The organism is Pseudomonas sp. TH32, assembly GCF_016650855.1.
Classification (GTDB): domain Bacteria; phylum Pseudomonadota; class Gammaproteobacteria; order Pseudomonadales; family Pseudomonadaceae; genus Aquipseudomonas.
The window spans coordinates 2,552,963-2,576,504 of record NZ_JAEKFA010000002.1; the positions used below are offsets into that span (position 1 = coordinate 2,552,963).

The window sequence follows — 23,542 nt, forward strand, 5'->3', positions numbered from 1 at the left end:
GCTCTCTGAATTCAGGCATGCAGGGTGAACAGCTTGTGTGGGGCGATAGACAGGGCAATCGGTGCGCCGACGGCATGAAGCAGGTTGTCGTTGCTGTCCACCAGCAGCGGTTGCGGGGCGCCGACGTCCACCAGCAGGCGGCTTTGCGCGCCCTGGAAAAACTGCGCCAGCAGGTGCCCGTGCAGGTGCCCTTCGCGCTCCATCACCCGCAGGTGTTCGGGGCGGCAGTACACGGTGGCCGGCAGATGGGGTTCGTGCCACGGCAGTTCACCGCCGCACACGGTCAAGCCATGGGCCGTGCGATCCAGCACCGAAAAGGCATTCAGGTTGCCCACAAAGCCTGCGACAAACGCGTTGGCCGGTTGCTGGTAGATCTCCCGTGGGCTGGCCAGTTGCGCGATACGCCCCTGCTCCATCACCAGGATGCGATCGCCCAGGGCCATGGCTTCGCCCTGGTCGTGGGTGACGAACACCGAGGTGATGCCCAGGCCACGCAACAGCTGATCCAGTTCGCTGCGCAGGCGCTCACGCAACTGTGCGTCGAGGGCGGCCAACGGCTCATCCAGCAACAGCACTTTGGGCCGCGGCGCCAACGCGCGGGCCAGTGCCACACGCTGGCGCTGGCCGCCAGACAGTTCATGGATGCTGCGCTTGCCGTGATTCTGCAAGCCCACCAACTCCAGCAGTTCGTCACAGCGCTTGTTGCGCTGCGCCGGCGCGATGCCGCGAATCTTCAAGCCGTAGACGATGTTGCCGGCCACATCCAGGTTGGGAAACAACGCGTAGTTCTGGAACACCATGCCCACGTCACGCCGTTCGATGGGCAGGCGGGTGACGTCGTGGTCACCGAAAAACACCTGGCCCACATCGGGACGCTCAAGGCCGGCGATCAGGCGCAAGGTGGTGGTTTTGCCGCAACCGGACGGGCCGAGAATGGCCAGGGTTTCGCCGCCCTCGATGGTCAGGTCGAGGTTCTGCACGGCAACGGTGCCGTCGGCGAATGCCTTGCGGCATCCCTTCAGGCGAAGGGTGATAGCGGTCATCGACGCTCTCCACGGGACAGTCGAGCGCTGATGGCCTGCAACGCAATCAGCAGCGGCACGATCATCAGCAAAAAGATAAGGGTGTAGGCACTGGCGATTTCCAGACGCGCCGAGGCGTAGCTGTCAGCGAGGCCGACCGGCAGGGTCTTGGTCATCGGCGTGTGGAGCATCCAGGTCAGGTTGAACTCACCCAGGGACAGGGTGACGACCATCAACACCCCGGCGAGAATCCCCGCCCGGCAGTTGGGCACCACCACGCTGAAAAAGCGCTTGATCGGCCCCGCACCCAGACTGGCCGCCGCCTCTTCCAGCACCGGCAGTTGCTGGCGTTGCATCACCGCCATCACCGGGCGCACCAGGAACGGCAAGGTGAACAACACATGCCCCACCAGGATGAACAGCCAACTGCTGCGAAACCCGCCGAACTGGCCGTAGGTCAGCAACAACGCCAGCGCACTGGCCAGGCCAGGCATGGCCACCGGCAGCACCATCAATTCCTCGAAGGCGCGACTGAAGCGGTTGTTCATGCGCACCAGGGCGTATGCCGCCGGCACGCCGATCACGCAGACGCACACCGCACAGGCCAGGGCCAGTTGCAGCGAGAGCCAGACCGTCGGTGAGTAGGCCTGCCACACCTGGATCAACCAGTCGAAGGTCAGGCCGCTGGACAGGCCGACGAAGAAATTGCGCGTCAGCCCCGCCAGCAATGACATCAATACCGGCACCAACATGAAGGCGCAGACCAGCAAGGTAAACAGCAGTTGGATGACAAACAGCGATGAGCGCTTCACAGGACCGTCCCCGCGTTTTTCACCAGGCGCCGCGTCAGCAACAACACGGCCCAGGTCACCGCGCCGAGCACCACCGAGAGCGCCGCCGCCACCGCAAAATTGGCGTAGTTGGTGAACACGTTGTAGATGGCGACCGGCGTCACGTTCAGCCGCGTGCCCAGGGTGAACGCCGTGCCGAAAGCGCCCATGGACGTGGCAAAACAGATTGCCCCGCAGGAGGCCAACGCCGGCGCCAGCCCCGGCACAATCACATCGCACACCACCCGCCAATGCCCGGCCCCCAGTGAATGGGCCGCTTCCTCCAGGCTGCGGTCGAGGCTTTCACACGCTGCCATCACCGTGAGGATGACCCGTGGAATCGAGAAGTACAGGTAGCCGACAAACAGCCCCGCCAGCGAATAGGCAAAGATCCAGCGCTCACCGGCCAGCTGAAGCCCGAGCGAGGCGAACAAGCCTTGGCGGCCCGCCAGCAGGATCACCAGGAAGCCCACCACCACGCCGGGAAACGCCAGGGGAAATGTCAGCAACGCCACCAGCGCCGAACGCCCGAAGAAGTGCTGGCGTGCGAGAAACACGCCCGTGATGCCGCCCACCAGCAGCGCCGCCAACGTCACCAGCACCGCAAGCACGCAGGTTTGCGCCAGGCTGCCCAGGTATTGCGCGCTGCTCAGCACTTGCCAGTAACCGCTGCCGTGGCTGTCGCGGCTTTCGCCACCCAGCACGATCAAGTGCGCCAGCGGCAACAGCCAGAAAGCGAGCAGCACCGCAAACGCCGGGGCCAGGGCCCAGGCAGGGTTTGGCCGCAAGAGTGCCTTCACTTACTTGACCTCACTCAAATAACGCGCGGCGAAAGCTTCCTGCACGGCGGCCATTTTCTGGTAGTCCACCACACCGGCGCGGGCGTAGTCGCTGTCTGGCAGGAACTGCGCGGCAACGTCCGCCGGCATCTTCACCGGCCGCACCGGGCGCAGGTAGGCCTTGGCCCAGAGTGCCTGGCCTTCATCGGACAGCACGAAATCCAGGACCTTTTCGCCGTTGGCGCGGTGCGGTGCGTTCGCCACCAGGCTCATCACATAAGGCACGCTGATGCTGCCTTCCCTGGGAATCACGAAGGCGACGTTGGCGTTGTCCTTGTAGCGGGCGCGGTAGGCGTTGAAGTCGTAGTCCACCAGGATCGGCAACTCACCGGAAAGCACCCGCGCATAGGCGGTTTGCTTGGGCACGATGGGGGCGTTTTTCGAGAGCTTCTGGAAGTAGTCGATGGCCGGGGCGAAGTTGTCGAGGTCGCCGCCCATGGCGCGGTTGATCGCCACCGCCGAGACGTAGCCGACGAAGGCGCTGGATGGGTCGAGGTAGCCGACCATGCCTTTGTATTCGGGCTTGAGCAGGTCAGCCCAGCTTTGCGGCACTGGCAGGCCTCCCAAGGCGTCGACGTTGACCATGATGCCCAGGGTGCCGGAGTGAATCGCGAACCATTGGCCGTCCGGGTCTTTCAGGCCGGCGGGAATCTGTTCCCAACCTTTGGGCTTATAGCCCTCCACCACCGCCGCCTTTTGCGCTTGCAGGCCGAACGTCACGCCGTAGTAGACGACATCCGCCACCGGCGCGGCTTTCTCGGCCACCAACTGCGCCAGGGACTGGCCGGAGTTCTTGTTGTCCAGCGGTACCTGCACGCCGGTGCTCGTGGCAATGGCCTTGAGTTGCGTGCCCCAGTCTGCCCAGTCTGGCGGGCAGTTGTAGCAAATCGCGGTGTCGGCGGCCTGGGCCAGGCTGGCCGCGCCGCACAGCAGCAATGCCGCCAGCGTTTTACTGAGCATGCTCATCAAGCGTCTCCTTTATGGGGTTGGGTGCTTTCGCCCGGCCGGATATGGCACGGCAGGCAATGGGAAACCGGGGCGTTGCCGGCGATTTGCGCCAGCAGTTGGTCAATCACGGTGCTGGCCAGCAGCGCGATGGGCTGCACCACGCTGCACAGCGTCGGGTGCATCTGGGTGCCCAGGGAAATGCCGTCAAAGCCCATCACCGAAAGTTGCTCAGGCACGTTCCAGGCATGGCGGCGCAGTTCGGCGATCAGGCTGATGGCGAGAAAATCGTTGGAACACACCAGCGCGGTGGGCGCCTGCGAGCCTTGCAGGAAGGGCTCGATGGCGGCGAATTCGGCTTGGGTGTGGGCCGGCATTTCGATCACCGGTCGGCTGTCGAGGCCGTGCTCGCCCATGGCATCGCAATACCCGGCGTAACGCAGGCGCGCCCGGTCGGACTGCAACGCGGGGCCGGCGACCATGGCGATGCGGCGATGGCCCGCTTCCAGCAGATAACGGGTGGCCAGCGCCATGCCGGCGCGGTTGTCCACCGAGACGGCGCTGTAGTTGGGGTTGTCGGGTTGGTGGTAGGCCAGCACGAACGGGGTTTCTTCCGTGGCCAGGCTGTGGAGCACGCTGTTGCTTTCAGCGTCGGTAACGGTCAGCACGAGGCCATCGACGCGCTGACGCAGCAGTTCTTCCACCACGCTGCTTTCGCGCTCGGCGCTGTAGTCGGTGGTCGCCAGCAGCAGGTTATAGCCCCGCAGGCGTGCGGCGCGCTCCATGGCCTGGAACTGCTCGGCGAACACCGGGTTCAGCAGGTTGGGCACCACCACGCCAATCAGCTGGGTGGTTTGCAGGCGCAGTTGACGGCCCAGCAGGTTGGGCCTGAAACCCAGCTCGCGGGCGGCGGCGAATACCTGCTCGCGGGTGGCCGGGCGCACTTGTTCCGGGGAAGCGAAGGTGCGCGCGGCGGTGGCGCGGGATACACCAGCGAGCCGGGCTACGTCTTTCAAATCAGTCATTGTCACTCGCTTGAGATCGATCTCATTGGCGAGGACAGTAACGGGGGAATGTGGCAGTCAGGCGATGGGGAGATGACGGTTTGATGTCAGCGTGAATGGGTTTTTGTCATCCGCTGAAAGTCTTATGTGGGAGCTGTCGAGCTTTAGCGAGGCTGCGATAGCGGGGTGTCAGGCAGCGTGTTTATCGGCCGTGCCGCCGCCTTCGCGGCCTCGCTGAAGCTCGACGGCTCCCACAGGGGATGGGGGTTGCTTGGTGGTTTTGTGTTTCAAGGCTGGGTCACTAGCCCTTCCCTGGTAGCGTTGGCGAGTATGTCTTTTGCGGGCACGTTGACCCATGTGGCGGCGTCCACCTCGCCTTGCTTCGCCAGCCAGGCACCCACCATCTGATAACCCAGCGTGTACCCCAACCACCTGGGCCTTGCCCCGGTGCCGAAGAACCATTCGCTGTGGTCGTAATACGTCGCCTCCAGAAGCTGGAGCTCTACCGGCGAACCCAGCAGCTCCTCGGGTGTAAGCGCCCTCTCCCACAGCTCCGGCTCACTGCCCAGCACCCGCCGCACAAACTGCCCGGCCAGCCCTTCGCTGATCATCGCCTCACCCAGCGTCCACCCATAACCCGGCCCCGCCATGCGCAGGCAATGATGCACCTCATGCACCACATGCCGACGCAGCGAGCCACTGCGCAAACTGGCCAGGAAATTCGGATTGTCGGGGTCAAGGGTCATGCTGAACATCGTGCTGCGATAAGCGCGGCCGACCAGGCCCAGCTCCGGGAGGGTTTCCCCAGGCAATCGCTGGATCAGGACATCCAGGCGCGGCGGCGGCATCAGCTCGGCAATCGCCCCGTAGGCGGCCTCAAATTCACGGATCAACTCGGGGCGAAACTCCGCCAGGCGCCCCGAAGCTTCCAGCCAATGCAGTGTCCATGCGTCCATTCTCACCTCTCGTCGCCAAAGCCGGGATCCGTTTGCAATGCGGCTCATCATACCCACAGGCTGTCATATTCACAGGCCAGCTTATAACCGGGCCAGCAAATTCCGCTGACTAACCTTTCGATCTGTCCCAAGTGCGGGCACAATGCGTGTCCTTTTTTGGCAGGCACCGCCGCAGGCTCTGAAAATGATCAAAACGCCGTACTACCTCATCGACAAACAGAAGCTTCTGGTCAACATGCAGAAGATCGCCTACGTGCGCGAACAGTCCGGCGCCAAGGCTCTTCTGGCCCTTAAATGCTTCGCCACCTGGTCGGTGTTCGACCTGATGCAGGAATACATGGACGGCACCACTTCGTCGTCGTTGTACGAGCTCAAGCTGGGTCGCCAGAAGTTCGAAGGTGAAGCCCACGCCTACAGCGTGGCCTGGGCCGACGATGAAATCGAAGAGATGCTGGATAACTGCGACAAGATCATCTTCAACTCCATCAGCCAGCTGCAGCGCTTTGCCGAACGCAGCGAAGGCAAGACCCGCGGCCTGCGCGTCAACCCGCAGGTGAGCAGCTCCGACTACCTGCTGGCCGACCCGGCGCGCCCGTTCAGCCGTCTGGGCGAGTGGGACCCGGTGAAGATCGAAGGCGTGATCGAGCAGATCACAGGCTTCATGTTCCACAACAACTGCGAGAACGGTGACTTCAACCTGTTCGACCAGATGCTCAACACCATCGAAGAACGCTTCGGCGCGCTGCTGCACAAGGTCAACTGGGTCAGCCTCGGCGGCGGCATCCACTTCACCGGTGAAGGCTACGCCATCGACGCCTTCTGCCAGCGCCTCAAGGCGTTCTCGCAGAAGTACGACGTGCAGGTGTACCTGGAACCCGGCGAAGCGGCGATCACCAACAGCGCCTCCCTGGAAGTGACCGTGCTCGACACCCTCTACAACGGCAAAAACCTCGCCGTGGTAGACAGCTCCATCGAAGCCCACCTGCTGGACCTGCTGATCTACCGCCTCAACGCCAAGCTGGCACCGAGCGACGGTGAACACACCTACATGGTGTGCGGCAAGTCGTGCCTGGCCGGGGACATCTTCGGTGAATACCAATTTGATCAGCCGCTGGCCATCGGCGATCGACTGTCGTTCATCGACACGGCAGGCTACACCATGGTCAAGAAAAACTGGTTCAACGGCCTGAAAATGCCGTCCATCGTAGTGAAACAACTCGACGGTACAGTCGAAGTGGTTCGTGAATTTGGTTACGACGACTACCTGTCCAGCCTTTCGTAAAGCGGACAGATAAAGGAGAGATAAAGCAATTGAAAAAGAACGTTCTTATCATTGGTGCAGGAGGTGTCGCCAAGGTGGTGGCCCACAAGTGCGCGCAGCACAACGACGAACTCGGTCGTATTGCTATCGCGTCGCGCAACATCTCCAAATGCCAGGCCATCATCGACAGCGTCAAGGCCAAGGGTAGCCTCAAGGTACCCGCCGATATCCAGGCCTTCGCGCTGAACGCTCTGGACGTGGAAGCGACCAAGGCACTGATCCGCGAGACTGAATCGCAGATCGTCATCAACGTAGGTTCTGCGTTCCTCAACATGTCGGTACTGCGTGCCTGCATCGACACGGGCGTGGCTTACCTCGACACCGCCATCCACGAAGAGCCGGGCAAGGTCTGCGAGACCCCGCCGTGGTACGGCAACTACGAATGGAACCACCTGGAAGAGTGCAAACAGAAGAACATCACGGCCATTCTTGGCGTGGGCTTCGACCCGGGTGTCGTCAACGCTTATGCAGCGCTGGCGCAGCAAAAGCATTTTGACCGCATTGATTCGATCGACATTCTCGACGTCAATGCCGGCTCCCATGGCAAATATTTCGCCACCAATTTCGACCCGGAAATCAACTTCCGCGAATTCACCGGACAGGTGTGGAGCTGGCAGAACAGCCAGTGGACCAGCAACACCATGTTCGAAGTCAAACGCACCGACGACCTGCCTGTGGTCGGTTCGCAGAACCTGTACCTGACCGGCCACGATGAAGTGCACTCGCTGTCGAAAAACCTCGACGTGCCCAACGTGCGTTTCTGGATGAGCTTCGGCGAACACTACATCAACGTGTTCACCGTGCTGAAAAACCTCGGCCTGCTCTCCGAAAAACCGGTCACTACCGCCGAAGGCCTGGAAGTCGTGCCGCTGAAACTGGTCAAGGCCGTGCTGCCTGACCCGTCGTCGCTGGCACCGGGCTACACCGGCAAGACCTGCATCGGCGACCTGGTCAAGGGCACCAAGGATGGCCAGCCACGCGAGCTGTTCATCTACAACGTGGCCTGCCACGAAGAAGCCTTTGCCGAAACCGACAGCCAGGGCATCTCCTACACCGCCGGCGTACCACCGGTGGCCGCAGCGCTGCTGGTTGCCCGTGGCGAATGGGATGTGAAGCACATGGCCAACGTCGAGGAACTGCCGGCTGAGCCGTTCCTGAAAGCGCTGGACGTGATGGGCTTGCCGACTCGCATCAAAGACGAGAACGGTGACCGTGCCTGGGATGCGATTGCCTGAGGGTGATAGCTGACTGAACAAAAAAATGCGCCCGAAGGGGCGCATTTTTTGTTGGGGCTCACATAAATCTCAAAGAACAATGAAGATCAAAATGTGGGAGCGGGCTTGCTCGCGAAAGCGGTGGCGCAGTCACACATGTACCGGCTGACCCAGCGCTTTCGCGAGCAAGCCCGCTCCCACACTTGAATCTTTAGCGTCACTACTGCTCAACAGCTCGGATTGAAGTAACTTCCTGCGGGGGTAGTAACCAATGCCGCGTCGTTGTCCATCCCAGAAAAACTCTCGCACCATCCTCAGTTGGAGCGCGCTGAGGCAATACTTCGCCAGCACAAGCCTTGCGCAAGCCGCTCATCAGCGGCAGGAATCTTTCTCGAAAAGCCACTGGCTGAATGGCGAAATAAGCCTCAATAGACGCCAAGGCTTCTCTGCGATCATCTTCATCGAGCATCGCCAGGTAGAACACCATCTGGCGCCAGGCATAGGCGGTATTTTTGAGCATTATCAACCGAGCATGATAATGCTCGATCTTCATCTGATGCCGTCTACATATCCACTCAAAACACGCCTGCACCATGCTGCCTAATTTAGACCGTAGCAAAACCTTCAACCCAAGCGATTCAAACAATACCGCAAGGTTCTGCGTGGTTAAAATCTGCTGCTGCTCAAGAATGGTGCCATTGGTTGCCGGATGCCAAGTGCCTAACTCAGCTCCCGCACGCCTCGCGCACAAGGCCGCGAACGCATCGCTCGCCACTCGCGCTTGTCGCCGCCCTCGGGTGACGAGGCCGGCCAGCTCGTCGGTATCAATGGCGTAGTAACGTATATAAAGTGAACCTGCTATCACCGGCCCCGTTCGCCTGGCAGCGTCAGCAAACTTACTGGAAAACTGCCCCATGAAGATATCTGCAGCGACCTCTTCCACGAAGGGAAGATCTAGTTCCGCAGTGTCCGCCAGTGCTCCATACTCCTTGAGAAGCTTGTTAGGAAGGATAGCGTAAGGGAAGGCATGAAGCGTTAATGCCGCTGACTCAACGAGGGATTGTCTGGCGACACTGGCTGCACCAATGCCTGACTGACGATCGCGCTCAATTGCAGCAATCCAGGGCAACTCACTCAGGCCAACCTGACGCTCAAGATTCAACAGTAATAATGAACGCCGCCGACGGAACGCCCGGTAGGTCGAGGCGTAGACCATCCTCAACGCTTCGTCCCGCAACCCCGAGCTACTAAGCTGAGCGGTCATCGCGGGCAGCACCCGTGCGACTGTGTCACCCGAAGTGATCAGCCCATGCTTGATCAGTTCGCTAATCGTCCCGCTGCGACAGCGTTGAATACGGCGCAGGATCGCCGTTGGTATCGCGACACCCTCGGCTTGTGCACATTCCGATGCCTCCGCAGCAGTGAGCGGCGCGGCCAAATCGACAAAATCCGAAATGCCACTTTGCGCTGGATACCTGGACAGACGCTTTGCCACGACACGCGCAATTAGATGATGCTCTGGCCCCGCCACCTGGCGAAGCTGGTTCGCGCGGAACGCTAAGTGAGAGGCAGAGTCCGGAGTGCCATGTTTGCGCACGAAGTCATCGACAATTCGTCGTATACGACCTACCTGACGCCCTGTGAGCGATTCAGCATTGCGGGAGCATTGCTCCAGTAAAGAAAACAGTTCCGCCAAGCGGTCAGGGGAGCACCTGTCGATGCCAAGTTTTTTATAATTTTCCTCCAGTTCGGCCGCCTGCTCGTGCCACTGAGGTGGGTAATGACGGCAAGGCCAGCCAGCCTGATAAGTCAGGAGGAAATGTGCGATGGCTGAATCATAAAGGGGTAACCGTCTTGTGATCGCCTGTTTCTGCACAGCGATCTGAGTCTGAGCAGGCAAGGTTATAAGAGACTGCTTCACCTCACCCGCGTCAACGACATGTACCTGCGTGGCGGAGATCGGAAGCTGCGTAGAGATCGACGGAAAGAAACGCAATCGGTCAAAAAAAGGAACAATGGCCTCTATGAGGGCACGCGCCTCGTCAGTACGCCGCTGGCCTGACAACCAAGCCACGGTCAGTAACGCTGCCTCTTCCGGCACATCAACTCGATAGTCACAACTGGCCAGGAGCTGCTGCAGCGCATCAAGACCGTCATCTGTGAGATGCCAGGCATTGATATCCAACCGCTCAAACCCTCGACGAATCCCCGGGAGGGAGGCGGCCAGTTCACGCTCATAGTCGGTCAATTCGCCACCTGCCAACAGATTACCGGTAGCGAACCCCCTGTAGTTACTTCCAGCGTAACCCAGGCGGGAACCTCAGCAATCGGGGTACGAGAGCCATACTCTGCAGTGCTTTGCAGAATGTGCGCAATAACCTGTTTCCAGCGCGAGATGCGTCTGCGGGCATTAAAACGGGCGAGAGGGCTACAAGTTTGATCGTGCGCAAGCAGTGCCCTGGACAACTGGAAGACTGCATAACCTGCATCCATGCTAGTCACTCCGTGTGATCTGGAAGTATGTCCAGACTGCTGTGTAATGGATGGGTCCGGAGGCTGGATTCGAACCAGCGCCCACCCGGTTAAGAGCCGAGTGTTCTACCGCTGAACTACTCCGGAACAGTGGGCGCATTGTCGAGCAATGCCTTGAGAATGTGAAGGACCCCTACCCTTATTAAGATTTAACTGACAGAGATGTTTGCTTTCCTACAGGCACCCATAAATTTCAAAGAATACTGAAGATCAAAATGTGGGAGCGGGCTTGCTCGCGAAAGCGGTGGCGCAGTCACACATGTACCGGCTGACCCAGCGCTTTCGCGAGCAAGCCCGCTCCCACATTGGATTTGCTGTGTTCTTGAGAATGGGGCTATTCAAGATTGCGCGCAGAATTGCTCAACGCCCTCGAACACTGCAACAACGCCGGCGCCAGCTGCTTCTCTGCATCCGCCCGGCTCCACCGACTGGTGGGCGCCACCACGTGCACCGCCGCCACCGGCCGGCCATTTGCCCCCAGCACCGGCGCGCCGATGGTCATGTCGCCCAGGAACAGTTCCTGGCCATTCACCGCGTAGCCCTGTTCGCGCACTTGCTGCAACGACTCCATGATCCTGTCGACCTCCGTCAACGTCTGGCTGGTATGCGCCACCCGCTGGCTGTGCTCGATCAACGCCAGTGCCTCCTCCTGCGGCAACGCACTCAAATACGCCCGGCCCGACGCCGTGCAGTACATCGGCACCCGCGAGCCAATCGGCATGTGCACCGGCACAAAGCCCGAGCTGACGAAGCGCGCGATGTACGTCATGTCGTAACCCGCAGGCTCCGTCAGGCACGAGGTTTCTCCCGTCAGGCGGGTCAGTTCCGAGAGGAACGGGTTGGCCACTTCAATCAACGAATGCGCATCCAGATAACTGAAGCCCAACTCCAGTACCCGGGGTGTGAGTTGGTAATGGCGGGTGCGCGAGTGTTTCCGAAGGTAACCCAGGCTCTCCAGGGTAAACACCATGCGCTGGGCCGAGCTTTTGGTCATGCCGGCGGCCTCGGCCACCTCTGCAAGGCTCATGCTGCGGCGCTGGGCGCTGAATGCCTTGAGCACCGACAGGCCTTTTTCCAGGGATTGGTTGTGCAAGCTATTGCGTTCTTCAGACATGGCGGACTCGCGGTCAGGTCGATCAAGCGTGGCGATATTTCTACACCAAACTGCGAAATTCGACTACTTAAAATCGCATACCGATACGAAAGGTTCATTTTGTCGATTTTCTGTACCACTAAACGATTTTATTGAATCGAAATGGCACAGAGCTTGCGGTTTCGTCTCCAGCCGCTTGCGGTACTGACGATCCGTTTTCCTTCTGGAGTAACCCGATGAACAGTCTTTCGCCCTTGTTTCGCCGCCTCGCCTTCGGTCTTTGCGCCACCCTTTGCGTGGCCACCGTGCACGCCGCCGGTGCGCCCTCGTACAAAGTCGGTGCAACGGCCAGCGGCTCGCCGTTTACCTTCCTCGACATCAAGAGCAACAGCATCCAGGGCGTGATGGTCGACGTGGCCAATGCCGTGGGCAAGGCCGGTGGTTTCACCAGCGAAATCGAGCAGACCAACTTTGCCGCGCTGATTCCTTCGCTGACCTCCGGCAAGCTCGACTTCATCGCCGCCGGCATGCTCAAGACCCCTGAGCGCGCCCAGGTGGTGGACTTCAGCGCGCCGGTGTACGCCTACGGCGAAGGGCTGATCGTGAGTGCCGATGACAACGCAACCTATACCGACCTCAGTTCGCTTAAGGACCAAGTGGTGGGTGTGCAAGCCGGCACGATCTTCTACGACATGCTCAACAAGCTGGGCATCTTCAAGGAAATCCGCACCTATGACTCCATCGGTGAAATGGTCCGGGACCTGAGCCTGGGCCGCATCAAGGCCGCCGTGGGTGACCAGCCGGTGGTGGCGTACCAGATCCGCCAGAAGCTGTTCAAAGGCGTGAAGCTCGCCGCCGACTACCAGCCGGTCAACGTCGGCGAGGTGTGCCTGGTGGTGCGCAAGGGCGACAGCGAAACCCTCGCACGCCTGAACCAGGCCATCGCCAGCATCAAGGCTGACGGTACCCTGGAGGCGATCCTGAAGAAGTGGGGGCTTGATGCCCAGGTGCAGCCATGAACCCGGCTGAATTCCTGCAGAACGCCCGGGACTTCCTGCCGATCCTGCTTCAGGGCGCCTGGGTGACGATCCAGATTACCGTGCTGTCGTTCCTGCTCAGCAGCGCCATCGGCCTGGTGCTGGCGTTGCTCAAGCTGTCGCCGATCAAGGCGCTGTCGTGGGCGGCGAGCACGGTGATCAACGTGATTCGCGGTCTGCCGATCATCGTGCAGCTGTTCTACATCTACTTCGTGCTGCCGGACATGGGCGTGCACCTCAGCGCGTTCCAGGCGGGTGTGATCGGCATGGGCATCGCCTATTCGGCGTACCAGGCGGAGAACTTTCGTACCGGCATCATCGCGGTCGAACAAGGCCAACGTGAAGCCGCCGAAGCCTTAGGGATGCGCTCGGTGCTGATGATGCGCCGGGTGATCCTGCCCCAGGCCTTTCGCATCGCCCTGCCGCCCTACGGCAACACCCTGGTGATGATGCTCAAGGACTCCTCGCTGGTGTCGACCATCACCGTGGCCGAGATGACGCGCCAGGGCCAACTGATTGCCTCGTCGACCTTCCAGAACATGACCGTCTACACCCTGGTCGCCCTGCTCTACCTGCTGATGAGCCTGCCGCTGGTGTATGGCCTGCGCCGCATGGAACAGCACCTGGGCCGGAGGAAAAAAGCATGATCGAGATTCGCCAACTGCAAAAACACTACGGCACCCATCGTGTGCTGCACGGCGTCGACCTGGACGTGGCCAAGGGCGAAGTGGTGTGCCTGATCGGCCCGTCCGGCTCGGGCAAATCCACCTTGCTGCGCTGCATCAACGCCCTGGAAGCCTACGACGGCGGCACCATCAATGTGTTCGGCGAAACCGTGCAACGCGGCAGCAAGACCGTACACGCCCTGCGCAGCCGCATGGGCATGGTGTTCCAGCGCTTCAACCTGTTCCCCCATCGCACCGTGCTGGAAAACGTGATGGAAGGTCCGGTGTACGTCAAACGCGAACCGCTGCAACAGGCCCGGGAAGAAGCCCTGGCGCTGCTGGATAAAGTCGGCCTGTCGGCCAAGGCCGATGCCTACCCGGAACAACTCTCGGGCGGCCAGCAGCAACGCGTCGCCATCGCCCGCGCCCTCGCGATGAAGCCCGATGCGATGCTGTTCGACGAACCCACCTCGGCCCTCGACCCGGAACTGGTGGGCGATGTGCTGGAAGTGATGCGCACCCTCGCCGATGAAGGCATGACCATGATTGTAGTGACCCACGAAATGGGCTTTGCCCGCGAAGTGGCCGACCGCGTGTGCTTCCTGCACGGCGGCTACATCGTGGAAAGCGGGCCCGCCGAGCAAGTGCTGGGCAACCCGCAACAGCCGCGCACCCAGGACTTCCTGCGCCGCGTGCTGCACCCGACGGCCAACACCCGGAGCCTGTCATGAAGTCACTCTGGGCAGCGACAGCCCCCGCCGCACCGCCGACACCCGCGCTGGCTGAATCCATCAAGGTCGACGTGGCCATCGTCGGTGCCGGCTACACCGGTTTGTCCACGGCCCTGCACCTGGCGGAACGCGGCGTGAGCGTGTGCGTGCTGGAAGCCAACGAGCCCGGCTGGGGCGCGTCCGGGCGCAATGGCGGACAGGTCAACCCGACACTCAAATACGACCCGGATCAACTGGTGCAGAGGTACGGCGCCGAGCGCGCCGAGCCGCTGATCCATACCGTGTCCAACTCGGCCGACCTGGTGTTCAACCTGATCGAGCGCCACGCCATCGACTGCGCGCCCACACGCAAGGGCTGGATGCAGGTGTCCTATTCTGAAAAAGGCGTGACGGGCCTGCATGCCCGGGCCGAACAGTGGGCGCGACGCGGGGTACCGGTGCAGCGCCTGGATGCCGACGCGGTATCCGCTCGCATGGGCAGCCAGGCGTTTGCCGGCGGCTGGCTGGATGGCCGCGCTGGCGCCATCCAACCCCTGGCCTATGCGCGCGGCCTGGTGCGTGCAGCGCAGGCGGCGGGCGTGCGCATTCACGGACAAAGCGCAGTGACCGCGATTCAACCGGCGGGCGCCGGCTGGAAGCTGCAGACCGCCAGCGGCGCACAGGTGTCGGCCGGCCAGGTGGTATTGGCCACCAACGGCTACAGCGGCGACCTGTGGCCCGGCATGGCTCAGAGCGTGCTGGCGGCCAACAGCTTTATCGTTGCTACCCGGCCCTTGAGCGGGCCTGCGGCCGAGAGCATTTTGCCGGGGCAGGAAACCGTCTCAACCGCCCAACGCCTGCTACTGTACTTTCGCAAGGACGCCCACGGTCGCCTGCTGATGGGCGGGCGCGGGTTGTTCGAAGACCCCACCGGGCCAGCGGATTTTGCGCACCTGGAACGCTCGCTGGCGTTGTTGTTTCCGCAGTTGGGCAAGCTGGAATTCGAGTACCGCTGGGCGGGCCGGATCGCGATCACCCGGGACTTTATGCCTCACGTTCACGAACCCGCACCCGGCTTGACCCTGGCATTGGGCTGTAACGGACGCGGGATAGCCCTGTGCACCAGCCTCGGCCAGCAACTGGCCGGACGCCTGTGTGACAGCCGCTCCGACTTCGCGTACCCGGTAACGCTTTTGCAGCGGTTGCCACTGCATGGCTTGCAACGCTTCTACATCGGCGCTGGTGTTGCGTGGTACAGCCTGCTGGACCGCCTATCCCTGTAGGAGCGAGCCTGCTCGCGAAAAACCCGAAGGCGCCGCGTTTCCTCAGGAGACCGGCGCCTTCGTCAAAGCTCGCAAACCTCTCCCTCATCACTGAAGAAATAGATATTTTCATGCTTGTAGCCCCAGCGACCGCCCCGCTCGCGAACATGCGGCTCGAAGGTAAAGCACGTCACCTCCTCCAGGCGCCGATGATTGCCCGCCTCGATGTAGAGCCTTTGGTCACGCTGCTCACAGATGCTGTGGCCGACGTTGCCGGCGAAATCGAGGTTCTCGAAACCCTCGGATGCGATCAGTTCATTGGCGAACGCATGCAGGTCGTTGAACGTGGTCCCGGGGCGGGCGAAGGTGCGCATCATCGCGTGCAACCGGTGCTCCACTTCATAGCCCTTGCTGAACTCCGCACCCGTTGGCACCGCCCTGCACACGCCCTCCTCCACATAGAAAGAGCGCGCGCAATCGCCCCACACATTGCCGGAGCGTGGACTCAAATCCACCGTAATCAGATTGTGCAAACCGACCGCTTCGTCACTGGGACGATAGTCGCGGCCCGACACCGAAAGTGCACTGCGTGAACCCAGTAATACGAAGGCGGGGCAGTCGTAATACCAGGTCTTCGGATAGCCGGAATCCGCAAGCATCTGCGCTGCCATTTCGGCGATGGACGCTTCGGTTGAATGTGGGGTGATTCGCGTAACGAGCTGCTGCAATACCGACTTGGCGGCGGCCTGGACGACACGATTGGGCAACATGGACCGTCTCTGACTGATGGGTGATTGCGTCGATAGTATCAGCACCCTCCTCAATGACAGGGAGGCCCGCGCGGATTTTTCCGACAACTGTTTCAGGTTGTCGGTCGGACTCGGGCTGACTAACCTCCCGCAGTCGCTGCCCATTCAGCGGCCGGATTTGACCGTCCGACCCATCAACGACCGCAACGCCCAACACCTATTTCAGGCGTTTTTTTTGTGCCTGAGTTATCGTGTCGCGGCGGCTGTACGCGGGATACCTTCGGGTATGCCGGGTTCGTTGATAACCGGTCGGTCAACCCGCGTACAGCTGCCACCCTCCTCGTTTGACCGCGAACGGTGGTAGCTCCACTTATCGACGGAGCTTCACCATGATTAAAGACAGTCCAAATCCCCCAAATCATGCCGACCGGCTTCAAGAAGCCGCTTACCGCGCCATTCATCACTATCTGAAACCTGACGCCCAACCCCAACCGCCTGAACCCGCCGAGCTACCGTTCGATGGATTGTTTACCGTGCGTAAGGACCTGGACACAGAAACCTTGCTGGCCAATGCCTCGCAAGACCTGGCGTCGATCAATGTCATCGCCGCTCACCTGGCCTTCGAAGTCGACGGGACTCAACGCAATGTGGCGCTGGGCATTTGCAGGATGCTGGAAGGTGTGCAGATGCTGGTCGACAAAGCGCTGGATCGATGCGCGGAAACCAGCCCGCGCTAATGATCGTTCCCACGCTCTGCGTGGGAATGCCTACGGTGACGCTCCGCGTCACAAAGGCGGACGCAGAGCGTCCTGGGCGTCACTCCCACGCAGAGCGTGGGAGCGATCAAGTCTCTTCAAAACACCGACCACCCAATCCGCTCACTCAACAACTCCAGCGCCTTCATCCCCGCCAACGAATTCCCCGCTGCATTCAACTCCGGCGACCATACGCACACCGTGAACTGCCCCGGCACCACCGCGAGAATTCCGCCGCCTACCCCGCTCTTGCCCGGCAACCCGACGCGATACGCAAAATTCCCCGCCTCGTCATACAGCCCGCTGGTGGCCATGATCGAATTCACCTGCTTGGTTTGCCGCGCGGTCAGAATCTGCTCACCGCTGTGGGTGCACACGCCTTCATTCGCCAGGAAGCAAAACGCCTTGGCCAGGTCCAGGCAGCTCATCTGCAACGCGCAGTAGTTGAAGTAGCTGTGCAGCACCGCGTCCACATCGTTGTGGAAGTTGCCGAACGACTTCATCAGGTACGCCATGGCCGCATTGCGCGCACCGTGCTGGGCTTCGGATTCGGCCACGACACTGTTGACCAGGATCTGTGGGTTGCCCGACAGCCGCCGCACGAAGTCGCGCATCGACAGGATCGGCACGGCAAAGCGCGACTGGTTGATGTCGCAGATCACCAGCGCACCGGCGTTGATAAACGGGTTGCGTGGCCGCCCACGCTCAAACTCCAGCTGCACCATGGAGTTGAACGGCTGCCCCGACGGTTCGTGGCCCAGGCGTTCCCAGATGCTTTCGCCGCCATGGTCGATGGCCTGCACCAGGCTGAATACCTTGGAGATGCTCTGTACGGAGAACAACGTGTGAGCATCGCCCGCGCAGTAGGACGAGCCGTCATTGCCGTACACGGCAATGCCCAGCTGCTGCGCCGGCACATCGGCGAGTGCGGGGATGTAGTCGGCGACCTTGCCGAGGCCGATCAGTGGGCGGACTTCGTCGAGGATCGACTCCAACAGGGCCTGCATGTTTTGTTCGGGCATGGTTTGGAAAATAGTGATTGGCGGGCGCGGAGGATACCTGAAACATCAGGCCCAGGCAGGCCTTGGGTTAATAGGCCTCGCCTTCGTCTCCCCGAATATTGGCAGAGAAGGCGCGGGCTATTTCCCTGGCTTTTGCAAGGGCCTCATCGCTGTAGACAAACGCTATGGAGCCACGGCGATAATCGAAGTAGTACTGCTGCTGCGTCGCCGGAGAGGTCCAGAACGCGGTTTCATTGCCGCTGACGGTGATGGTTTCACCGGTCTTTGGATTGACACCGACTGTCTCGCTTTCGAGGTTCATCGAGGGGTCATTCGCGCAAAACGAATGCCATTCTTCAGGCGCGATTGTGCTGCTTTCGGCTCTCTCGATGTGGATCTCATAAGCCATTGGTATCTACTCCGGAACAGGGGACTGGGGCAACGACGTTACCAGAAAGCTGGCTTGGCCGATGCCCATGCTGTACCTGTCACGCCCGCTCCCGCCCCTTGAACGCCACCGAAAAACAAAAAAGATCAGCAACGCAAACCCCGCCGGGAACAGCCAGATGCTGCGCCAGTCATGGCTGCCACCCGCCGCCGCATAGTGGTCGGTCACCTGCCCCGCTACCCAGAACCCGATCAACATTCCCACGCCGTAGGTCGCCAGGGTAATCAGCCCCTGGGCCGAACTCCTGAAGCGCTCCGGGGCCTTGGCGTCGGTGTAAATCTGCCCCGAGACAAAGAAGAAGTCATAGCAGATGCCATGCAGCGCGATCCCGGTAAACAGCATGAAGGCCAGCTCGCCGTTATTGCCATAGGCGAACAGTGCATAGCGCAGCGCCCAGGCCAGCATGCCCACCAGCAGCGCGACCTTGATGCCGAAGCGCTGGATGAACAGCGGCAATAGCAGCATGAACAGCACCTCGGACACTTGCCCGATAGCCATTTTTGCCGTGGGGTTGGTCACGCCGATTTCCGCGAGGAACGGGTTGGCGTTCTGGTAGTAGAACGCCAGGGGAATACAGATCAGGATCGAGGCGATGAAGAACACCAGGTAGCTGCGATCCTTGAGCAAACCCAGCGCATCCAGCCCCAGCAGTTGCTTGACACCACCACTGCCCGCCTCGGCTTTCAACGGAGCGGTAGGCGGCAAGGTGAAGCTGTAGAAACCCAGCACCAGTGACGCGATGGCAGACATCAGGAAGGTGTTGCGCAACGCGCCGGTGGTGATCGACTGCTGGGAATCCCAGGCGAACACAAAGCTGATCACCAACCCCGCGACGATCCAGCCCAAGGTGCCCCACACACGGATGCGCGAAAATTCCTGGGCCGGGTCGCTCATTTGCCGGAACGCCACCGAGTTCACCAGTGCCAGGGTCGGCATGTAGATGACCATGTACGCCAGCACGTAGGGATAAAAGCCGACAAAGTCCGGCGCGCGGTACAGCTGGTACAGCAGCACTGCGCCGATCAGGTGCAGCATCGCCAGGATGCGCTCGGCGTTGAAGTAGCGGTCGGCGATCAGGCCGATGATAAACGGCGCGATGATCGCCCCCCAGGACTGGGTGGAAAACGCCATGCCGATTTGCCCGCCACTGGCCCCCAGGTTGCTGGCGAGGAAGGTGCCCAGGGTGACGAACCAGCCGCCCCAGATAAAGAACTGCAGGAACATCATGACGCTCAGTCGCGCTTTCATTGTGGTCACCGGTTTATTGTTATTTTGGTAAGCGAAGCGGTGTTCAGGCGTCGGGCAGGCCCAGCAGCCGTCGGTTGGAGTGTTCGTCGGACGTCACGCCGGCAAAGTCATCGAACGCCTTGGTGGTCTTGCGGATCATGTGCTGCTGGATGAACGCCGCCCCTTCTGCCGCGCCTTGTTGCGCGTCCTTCAGGCAGCACTCCCACTCCAGCACGGCCCAGCCGTTGAAGTCGTATTGGGTGAGCTTGCTGAAGATTGACTTGAAGTCGATCTGGCCATCGCCCAACGAGCGGAAACGCCCGGGGCGGTCGACCCAGCCTTGATAGCCGCCATACACGCCGGAGCGTGCATCGGGGCGGAACTCGGCGTCCTTGACGTGGAACATGCGGATGCGTGCATGGTAGCGGTCGATGAAGCCCAGGTAGTCCATTTGCTGCAACAGCAGGTGGCTGGGGTCGTAGAGGATGTTGGCCCGGGGATGGTGGTCGACGGCTTCGAGGAAGCGCTCGAAGGAGGCGCCGTCGTGCAGGTCTTCACCGGGGTGGATTTCGTAGCACAGGTCGACACCGGCCGCTTCGAAGCAATCGAGGATCGGCAGCCAGCGCTTGGCCAACTCGGCGAAGCCTTGCTCCACCAGGCCGCCGGGGCGTTGTGGCCACGGGTAGAGGTAGGGCCAGAGCAGCGCGCCGGAGAAGGTCGCGTGTGCGCTTAAGCCAAGGCGTTGGCTGGCGCGGGCGGCGAGTTTCAGTTGCTCGATGGCCCACTCGGTGCGTGCCTGGGGTTGGCCTCGCAGGTGGGCCGGGGCGAAGTCGTCGAAGAGCGTGTCGAAGGCCGGGTGCACGGCCACCAACTGGCCTTGCAGGTGGGTCGACAGTTCGCTGATTTCGACGCCGGCATGGGCGCAGGTCGCCTTGAGTTCATCGCAGTAGGCCTGGCTTTCTGCGGCGCGGGCCAGGTCGATGTAGCGTGTGCCAAGGGTGGGCAACTGGATTGCCTTGTAGCCCTGGGAGGCCGCCCATTCGGCGATGTTGGCCAGGGTGTCAAAAGGCGCTTCGTCCGAGATGAACTGGGCGAGAAAAATACCGGGGCCGCGCATGTGTGTGATCTCCTTCATAAGTGGCTGGCCAGGGTCGTCCACTTCGCGTCGCCGCGATGGTTGGCGATCACGGCTTCGATAAAGGCCATGCCGCGTACGCCGACTTCAATGCCGGGCACGCCGACGGCTTCAGTGCCTTGGCGAATGGCTGTGGCGAAGTCGCGGTAGAGGTTGGCCATGGCCTCCAGATAACCCTCGGGATGCCCGGCGGGCAGGCGCATGCGTTGCAAGGCCGCGTCGCACAGCCAGGGCTGGCCGACGCCGGAACGCAGGATGCGCAGGGGTTGATCGAGGGAGCGATGGATCAGGCTGGCGGGTTCTTCCTGGCGCCATTCTAGGCCGCCCTTGTCGCCATAGAGGCGGATCTTCAGCGGGTTCTCTTCACCGGCACACACTTGGCTTGCGATCAGCACGCCGCTGGCACCGGAGGCCATCTTGAACAGCATGGCGGCATCGTCATCGAGTTGGCGGCCGGGTACGTGGGTGCCCAGGCTGGCGCAGAGCTGTTCGATCGGTTGGTCGGCGACGAACTCCGCGAGGGAAAAGGCGTGGGTGCCGATGTCGCCGATGCAGCCGCCCAGCCCCGACAGCTCGGGCCGGCTCCGCCAGTCAGCCTGCTTATTGCCCTCCCCGGCCGCGTCCTGGCTGAGCCAGCCCTGGGGGTACTCGACGATGACTTTGCGCAGGGTGCCGATGACACCGCTGCGCACCATCTCACGTGCTTGCCACACCATCGGATAGCCCAGGTAGGTATGTGCCAGCCCATAACGTCCGGGACTGGTGTTGACGACGTTTGCCAACGCCTGCACCTCGGCGAGATTCAACGCGGCAGGCTTCTCGCTGAACACGTGAAAGCCAGCCTGCAACGCCAGGGTCGCGATGGGAGCATGCAGATGATTGGGGGTGACGATCACCAGCAGTTGCATGCGCTGATCGGCCGGCAATGCCTGTTCCGCCGTCAGCATCTGCTGCCAGTCGCTGTAGCAACGGGACGCGGACAAGCCCAGGGCGCTGCCAGTGTTCCGGTTGTTCTCGGGCTCGCGGCTGAAGGCCCCGCACACCAGTTCATAACCGCCATCCAGCCCCGCCGCCTGGCGGTGGGCCTGGCCGATGAAGGCGCCCGCGCCGCCGCCAACAAAGCCCATTCTTATTTTTTGCACTGCAGCCGTCATCGCAAGTCTTCTCTTTTTGGGCTATTACGGATCATGATGTAACCGGTTACATCGTGCCGGAAATTTAGGCCCAGTTGCTCGCGGTGTCAAACCCCGACTGCGGTAAACTTGGCGGCTGCTGCTCTGATAACGAGGTTGTCTTGTCCAATATTCGCGAAGTCGCCCGCTTGGCCGGGGTTTCGGTGGCCACCGTGTCCAGGACCCTGGCCAGCCCTGAACGCGTGCTCCCCGAGACCCGCGACAAGGTCAACGCCGCCGTGGAACAGACCGGCTACCGGCCGAACCGCATGGCGGTGCAATTTCGTTCGCGGCGCACCGGTAACCTGGTGATCCTGGTACCGGCGATTGCCAACACGTTTTTCGCCCGGGTCATCAGCGGTGCACAACAGGCGGCGCAGGCGTCGGGTTACCGGTTGCTGTTGTGCGACACCCGGGGCCAGGCTGAAATCGAAAAGCAGTTCGCCGAACTGGTCCACGCCCATCAGGCCGATGGGGTGATTCAGTTGCGGGCCTCTGACCCGTTCAGCGACTGCAGCGACTCACCGCCACTGGTGAACGCCTGCGAGGTGATCCAGAACGGTCGCCATCCCACCATCAGCCTCGACAACCGTGGTGCAGCCAGGGCCATGACCCAACACTTGATCGACCTCGGCCACCGCCGCATCGGGTTGATCAAAGGCCCGAAAAGCAGCCCGCTGACCCGTGACCGCGTGGCCGGTTATGAAGATGCCTTGCTCGCGGCCGGCATCCCCCGCGACCCGGCGCTTATCTGCCACGGCGACTTCACCCTGCACGCCGGTTTCGAAGGCGCAGGCAGCATGCTTGCCTTGCCCGAGCGCCCCACCGCGCTGTTCTGCGAGAACGACGAAATGGCCATCGGCGCCTTGAAGCGCATCAAGCAACAGGGCCTGCGCGTGCCCCAGGATATTTCCCTGGTGGGCTTTGATGACATCCCCTTCGCCGCCTATTGCGACCCGCCGCTGACCACCATCGCCCAGCCAGCCGAAACCTTCGGGCGCAAGGCGGTCGAGATGCTCATCGCCCTGATCGAGAAAACCCCGCTGCCGGAACGCCAGGTGGTGTTGCCGTTCGAACTCGCCTTGCGTGGCAGTACGGCAGCGCCCAACACTCAATAGTGCGCCACGTCCGACACCTGGGTGTCCAGCACGTCCCGCGCCAAAGCCCAGGCTTGATCCCGGGATTCCACCACCAGCAGCGGGTAGCCCCACGCTTTGCCAAACATCACCGCAAACGGCTTGAGCGCCAGGCGCTTGGCCGCGCTGGGCTCCACCTGAATCATGCCTTTGACGAACGCGCGCAAGGCCACCTTATTCTTCTTCATCCAGATCGAGGCGTGTTTGCGCTCTTCGTGGGAGTGCTCGTGAGCGCTTTCATCCACGGCTTTTTCGTGAAGCAAAACGAAGGGCTCCTGGCGCCGCAGCAAGGCCTCGAACGCGACAAAGGTGTCTTGCGGGGGCGTGTCGCTCGGGGCGTCGAAGACGATTTTCACCACGGGGAACATTGCACTGTCGAGTTGCATGGGAAGCTCCTTTAACGAGAATGTTTCTCATAATAGCCATGCCATCACTGGACGCCATTGCACAGAATAGCCAGAATGTTTCGCATTCCAGCCAAGACGTACC

At 61.4% G+C, this 23,542-nt stretch carries 22 protein-coding genes, 1 tRNA gene and 1 pseudogene; 8 read left to right on the forward strand and 16 right to left on the reverse strand.

All coding sequences use genetic code 11. The features are described 5' to 3' along the window. Positions 1–11: 11 nt before the first annotated feature. The 6 genes from JFV30_RS15395 to JFV30_RS15420 all read right to left on the reverse strand — a co-directional run bounded on the left by JFV30_RS15395 (position 12) and on the right by JFV30_RS15420 (position 5,596). Positions 12–1,043 (reverse strand): ABC transporter ATP-binding protein, encoded by a 1,032-nt coding sequence (locus tag JFV30_RS15395; protein WP_201124506.1) that lies wholly within the window; start codon positions 1,041–1,043, stop codon positions 12–14. Next, positions 1,040–1,834, reverse strand: coding sequence for an ABC transporter permease (locus JFV30_RS15400; protein ID WP_177047623.1), 795 nt, complete (start codon positions 1,832–1,834; stop codon positions 1,040–1,042). The genes JFV30_RS15395 and JFV30_RS15400 overlap by 4 nt, the downstream gene beginning before the upstream one ends. Then, a complete protein-coding gene (locus JFV30_RS15405; protein ID WP_169388836.1) occupies positions 1,831–2,652 on the reverse strand; it encodes an ABC transporter permease in 822 nt (273 codons plus the stop codon). Before JFV30_RS15405 ends, JFV30_RS15400 begins: the two co-directional genes overlap by 4 nt. Next, entirely contained in the window at positions 2,653–3,657 is a 1,005-nt protein-coding gene (locus tag JFV30_RS15410) for an ABC transporter substrate-binding protein (protein ID WP_201124507.1), read from the reverse strand. Further along, complete coding sequence (locus tag JFV30_RS15415; RefSeq protein WP_201124508.1) at positions 3,657–4,661, reverse strand: LacI family DNA-binding transcriptional regulator; 1,005 nt, start codon at positions 4,659–4,661, stop codon at positions 3,657–3,659. Before JFV30_RS15415 ends, JFV30_RS15410 begins: the two co-directional genes overlap by 1 nt. A gap of 266 nt (positions 4,662–4,927) precedes the next feature. Next, complete coding sequence (locus JFV30_RS15420; protein WP_201124509.1) at positions 4,928–5,596, reverse strand: DUF2268 domain-containing putative Zn-dependent protease; 669 nt, start codon at positions 5,594–5,596, stop codon at positions 4,928–4,930. Between the two features lie 184 nt (positions 5,597–5,780). Between JFV30_RS15420 and JFV30_RS15425 the strand changes: the two genes are divergently transcribed. Beyond that, complete coding sequence (locus JFV30_RS15425; protein WP_010171870.1) at positions 5,781–6,878, forward strand: carboxynorspermidine decarboxylase; 1,098 nt, start codon at positions 5,781–5,783, stop codon at positions 6,876–6,878. A 29-nt stretch (positions 6,879–6,907) separates the two neighbouring features. After that, the gene (locus JFV30_RS15430; RefSeq protein WP_003211412.1) at positions 6,908–8,152 is read left to right on the forward strand and encodes a saccharopine dehydrogenase family protein; all 1,245 of its coding nucleotides are present in this window, start codon (positions 6,908–6,910) and stop codon (positions 8,150–8,152) included. A gap of 199 nt (positions 8,153–8,351) precedes the next feature. Here JFV30_RS15430 and JFV30_RS15435 read toward each other — a convergent pair whose 3' ends face one another. From JFV30_RS15435 to JFV30_RS15445, 3 genes are all read right to left on the reverse strand, one after another. After that, entirely contained in the window at positions 8,352–10,379 is a 2,028-nt protein-coding gene (locus JFV30_RS15435) for a hypothetical protein (RefSeq protein ID WP_201124510.1), read from the reverse strand. 296 nt (positions 10,380–10,675) lie between these two features. Beyond that, positions 10,676–10,750 (reverse strand) — tRNA-Lys (locus JFV30_RS15440). A 247-nt stretch (positions 10,751–10,997) separates the two neighbouring features. Beyond that, positions 10,998–11,777, reverse strand: a complete 780-nt coding sequence (locus JFV30_RS15445; RefSeq protein WP_201124511.1) for an IclR family transcriptional regulator — start codon at positions 11,775–11,777, stop codon at positions 10,998–11,000. 215 nt (positions 11,778–11,992) lie between these two features. Between JFV30_RS15445 and JFV30_RS15450 the strand changes: the two genes are divergently transcribed. The 4 genes from JFV30_RS15450 to JFV30_RS15465 are packed head-to-tail and all read left to right on the forward strand — an operon-like array spanning position 11,993 to position 15,451. Next, positions 11,993–12,775 (forward strand): ABC transporter substrate-binding protein, encoded by a 783-nt coding sequence (locus JFV30_RS15450; RefSeq protein ID WP_201124512.1) that lies wholly within the window; start codon positions 11,993–11,995, stop codon positions 12,773–12,775. Beyond that, positions 12,772–13,440, forward strand: coding sequence for an ectoine/hydroxyectoine ABC transporter permease subunit EhuD (gene ehuD, locus JFV30_RS15455; protein WP_003211406.1), 669 nt, complete (start codon positions 12,772–12,774; stop codon positions 13,438–13,440). The genes JFV30_RS15450 and ehuD overlap by 4 nt, the downstream gene beginning before the upstream one ends. Next, positions 13,437–14,189 carry an amino acid ABC transporter ATP-binding protein gene (locus tag JFV30_RS15460; RefSeq protein WP_010171879.1) on the forward strand — a complete coding sequence of 251 codons (753 nt, stop codon included), beginning with the start codon at positions 13,437–13,439 and terminating at the stop codon, positions 14,187–14,189. The genes ehuD and JFV30_RS15460 overlap by 4 nt, the downstream gene beginning before the upstream one ends. After that, positions 14,186–15,451 carry an NAD(P)/FAD-dependent oxidoreductase gene (locus JFV30_RS15465; RefSeq protein WP_201124513.1) on the forward strand — a complete coding sequence of 422 codons (1,266 nt, stop codon included), beginning with the start codon at positions 14,186–14,188 and terminating at the stop codon, positions 15,449–15,451. The genes JFV30_RS15460 and JFV30_RS15465 overlap by 4 nt, the downstream gene beginning before the upstream one ends. Before the next feature lie 62 nt (positions 15,452–15,513). On the opposite strand, the gene JFV30_RS15470 is transcribed toward JFV30_RS15465, so the two are convergent. After that, positions 15,514–16,200: a M24 family metallopeptidase gene (locus JFV30_RS15470; protein WP_201124514.1), complete on the reverse strand. Its 687-nt coding sequence runs from the start codon at positions 16,198–16,200 to the stop codon at positions 15,514–15,516. Positions 16,201–16,568: 368 nt separating this feature from the next. On the opposite strand from JFV30_RS15470, the gene JFV30_RS15475 reads away from it, so the two are divergent. Then, on the forward strand, positions 16,569–16,916 hold the full coding sequence (locus tag JFV30_RS15475; protein ID WP_201124515.1) for a DUF6124 family protein: 348 nt from the start codon (positions 16,569–16,571) through the stop codon (positions 16,914–16,916). Between the two features lie 116 nt (positions 16,917–17,032). Here JFV30_RS15475 and glsB read toward each other — a convergent pair whose 3' ends face one another. From glsB to JFV30_RS15500, 5 genes and pseudogenes are all read right to left on the reverse strand, one after another. Further along, positions 17,033–17,941 carry a glutaminase B gene (gene glsB, locus JFV30_RS15480; RefSeq protein ID WP_003211397.1) on the reverse strand — a complete coding sequence of 303 codons (909 nt, stop codon included), beginning with the start codon at positions 17,939–17,941 and terminating at the stop codon, positions 17,033–17,035. A gap of 82 nt (positions 17,942–18,023) precedes the next feature. Continuing rightward, positions 18,024–18,344 (reverse strand): hypothetical protein, encoded by a 321-nt coding sequence (locus JFV30_RS15485; RefSeq protein WP_201124516.1) that lies wholly within the window; start codon positions 18,342–18,344, stop codon positions 18,024–18,026. Between the two features lie 79 nt (positions 18,345–18,423). Further along, a pseudogene (locus tag JFV30_RS15490) lies at positions 18,424–19,640 on the reverse strand (nucleoside permease). Between the two features lie 34 nt (positions 19,641–19,674). Continuing rightward, positions 19,675–20,727, reverse strand: a complete 1,053-nt coding sequence (locus JFV30_RS15495) for a sugar phosphate isomerase/epimerase family protein (RefSeq protein ID WP_201124518.1) — start codon at positions 20,725–20,727, stop codon at positions 19,675–19,677. Between the two features lie 14 nt (positions 20,728–20,741). Beyond that, complete coding sequence (locus tag JFV30_RS15500; protein WP_201126201.1) at positions 20,742–21,872, reverse strand: Gfo/Idh/MocA family protein; 1,131 nt, start codon at positions 21,870–21,872, stop codon at positions 20,742–20,744. A gap of 167 nt (positions 21,873–22,039) precedes the next feature. Here JFV30_RS15500 and JFV30_RS15505 point away from each other — a divergent pair, with 167 nt between their 5' ends. Continuing rightward, positions 22,040–23,035 (forward strand): LacI family DNA-binding transcriptional regulator, encoded by a 996-nt coding sequence (locus JFV30_RS15505; protein WP_201124519.1) that lies wholly within the window; start codon positions 22,040–22,042, stop codon positions 23,033–23,035. Here JFV30_RS15505 and JFV30_RS15510 read toward each other — a convergent pair. Next, complete coding sequence (locus JFV30_RS15510) at positions 23,029–23,439, reverse strand: hypothetical protein (protein ID WP_201124520.1); 411 nt, start codon at positions 23,437–23,439, stop codon at positions 23,029–23,031. The two genes, JFV30_RS15505 and JFV30_RS15510, sit on opposite strands and share 7 nt — an antisense overlap. Positions 23,440–23,542 lie beyond the last annotated feature (103 nt).

Excerpts from the sequence above, each read along its gene's own strand:
- JFV30_RS15485 (WP_201124516.1), bottom strand. The coding sequence starts at position 18,344 with ATGGCTTATGAGATCCACATCGAGAGAGCCGAAAGCAGCACAATCGCG.
- JFV30_RS15420 (WP_201124509.1), bottom strand. The coding sequence starts at position 5,596 with ATGGACGCATGGACACTGCATTGGCTGGAAGCTTCGGGGCGCCTGGCG.
- JFV30_RS15450 (WP_201124512.1), top strand. The coding sequence starts at position 11,993 with ATGAACAGTCTTTCGCCCTTGTTTCGCCGCCTCGCCTTCGGTCTTTGC.
- JFV30_RS15470 (WP_201124514.1), bottom strand. The coding sequence starts at position 16,200 with ATGTTGCCCAATCGTGTCGTCCAGGCCGCCGCCAAGTCGGTATTGCAG.
- JFV30_RS15500 (WP_201126201.1), bottom strand. The coding sequence starts at position 21,872 with ATGGGCTTTGTTGGCGGCGGCGCGGGCGCCTTCATCGGCCAGGCCCAC.
- JFV30_RS15410 (WP_201124507.1), bottom strand. The coding sequence starts at position 3,657 with ATGAGCATGCTCAGTAAAACGCTGGCGGCATTGCTGCTGTGCGGCGCG.
- JFV30_RS15495 (WP_201124518.1), bottom strand. The coding sequence starts at position 20,727 with ATGCGCGGCCCCGGTATTTTTCTCGCCCAGTTCATCTCGGACGAAGCG.
- JFV30_RS15465 (WP_201124513.1), top strand. The coding sequence starts at position 14,186 with ATGAAGTCACTCTGGGCAGCGACAGCCCCCGCCGCACCGCCGACACCC.
- JFV30_RS15475 (WP_201124515.1), top strand. The coding sequence starts at position 16,569 with ATGATTAAAGACAGTCCAAATCCCCCAAATCATGCCGACCGGCTTCAA.
- JFV30_RS15425 (WP_010171870.1), top strand. The coding sequence starts at position 5,781 with ATGATCAAAACGCCGTACTACCTCATCGACAAACAGAAGCTTCTGGTC.
- JFV30_RS15415 (WP_201124508.1), bottom strand. The coding sequence starts at position 4,661 with ATGACTGATTTGAAAGACGTAGCCCGGCTCGCTGGTGTATCCCGCGCC.
- glsB (WP_003211397.1), bottom strand. The coding sequence starts at position 17,941 with ATGCAGGCCCTGTTGGAGTCGATCCTCGACGAAGTCCGCCCACTGATC.
- JFV30_RS15460 (WP_010171879.1), top strand. The coding sequence starts at position 13,437 with ATGATCGAGATTCGCCAACTGCAAAAACACTACGGCACCCATCGTGTG.
- ehuD (WP_003211406.1), top strand. The coding sequence starts at position 12,772 with ATGAACCCGGCTGAATTCCTGCAGAACGCCCGGGACTTCCTGCCGATC.
- JFV30_RS15510 (WP_201124520.1), bottom strand. The coding sequence starts at position 23,439 with ATGCAACTCGACAGTGCAATGTTCCCCGTGGTGAAAATCGTCTTCGAC.
- JFV30_RS15395 (WP_201124506.1), bottom strand. The coding sequence starts at position 1,043 with ATGACCGCTATCACCCTTCGCCTGAAGGGATGCCGCAAGGCATTCGCC.
- JFV30_RS15445 (WP_201124511.1), bottom strand. The coding sequence starts at position 11,777 with ATGTCTGAAGAACGCAATAGCTTGCACAACCAATCCCTGGAAAAAGGC.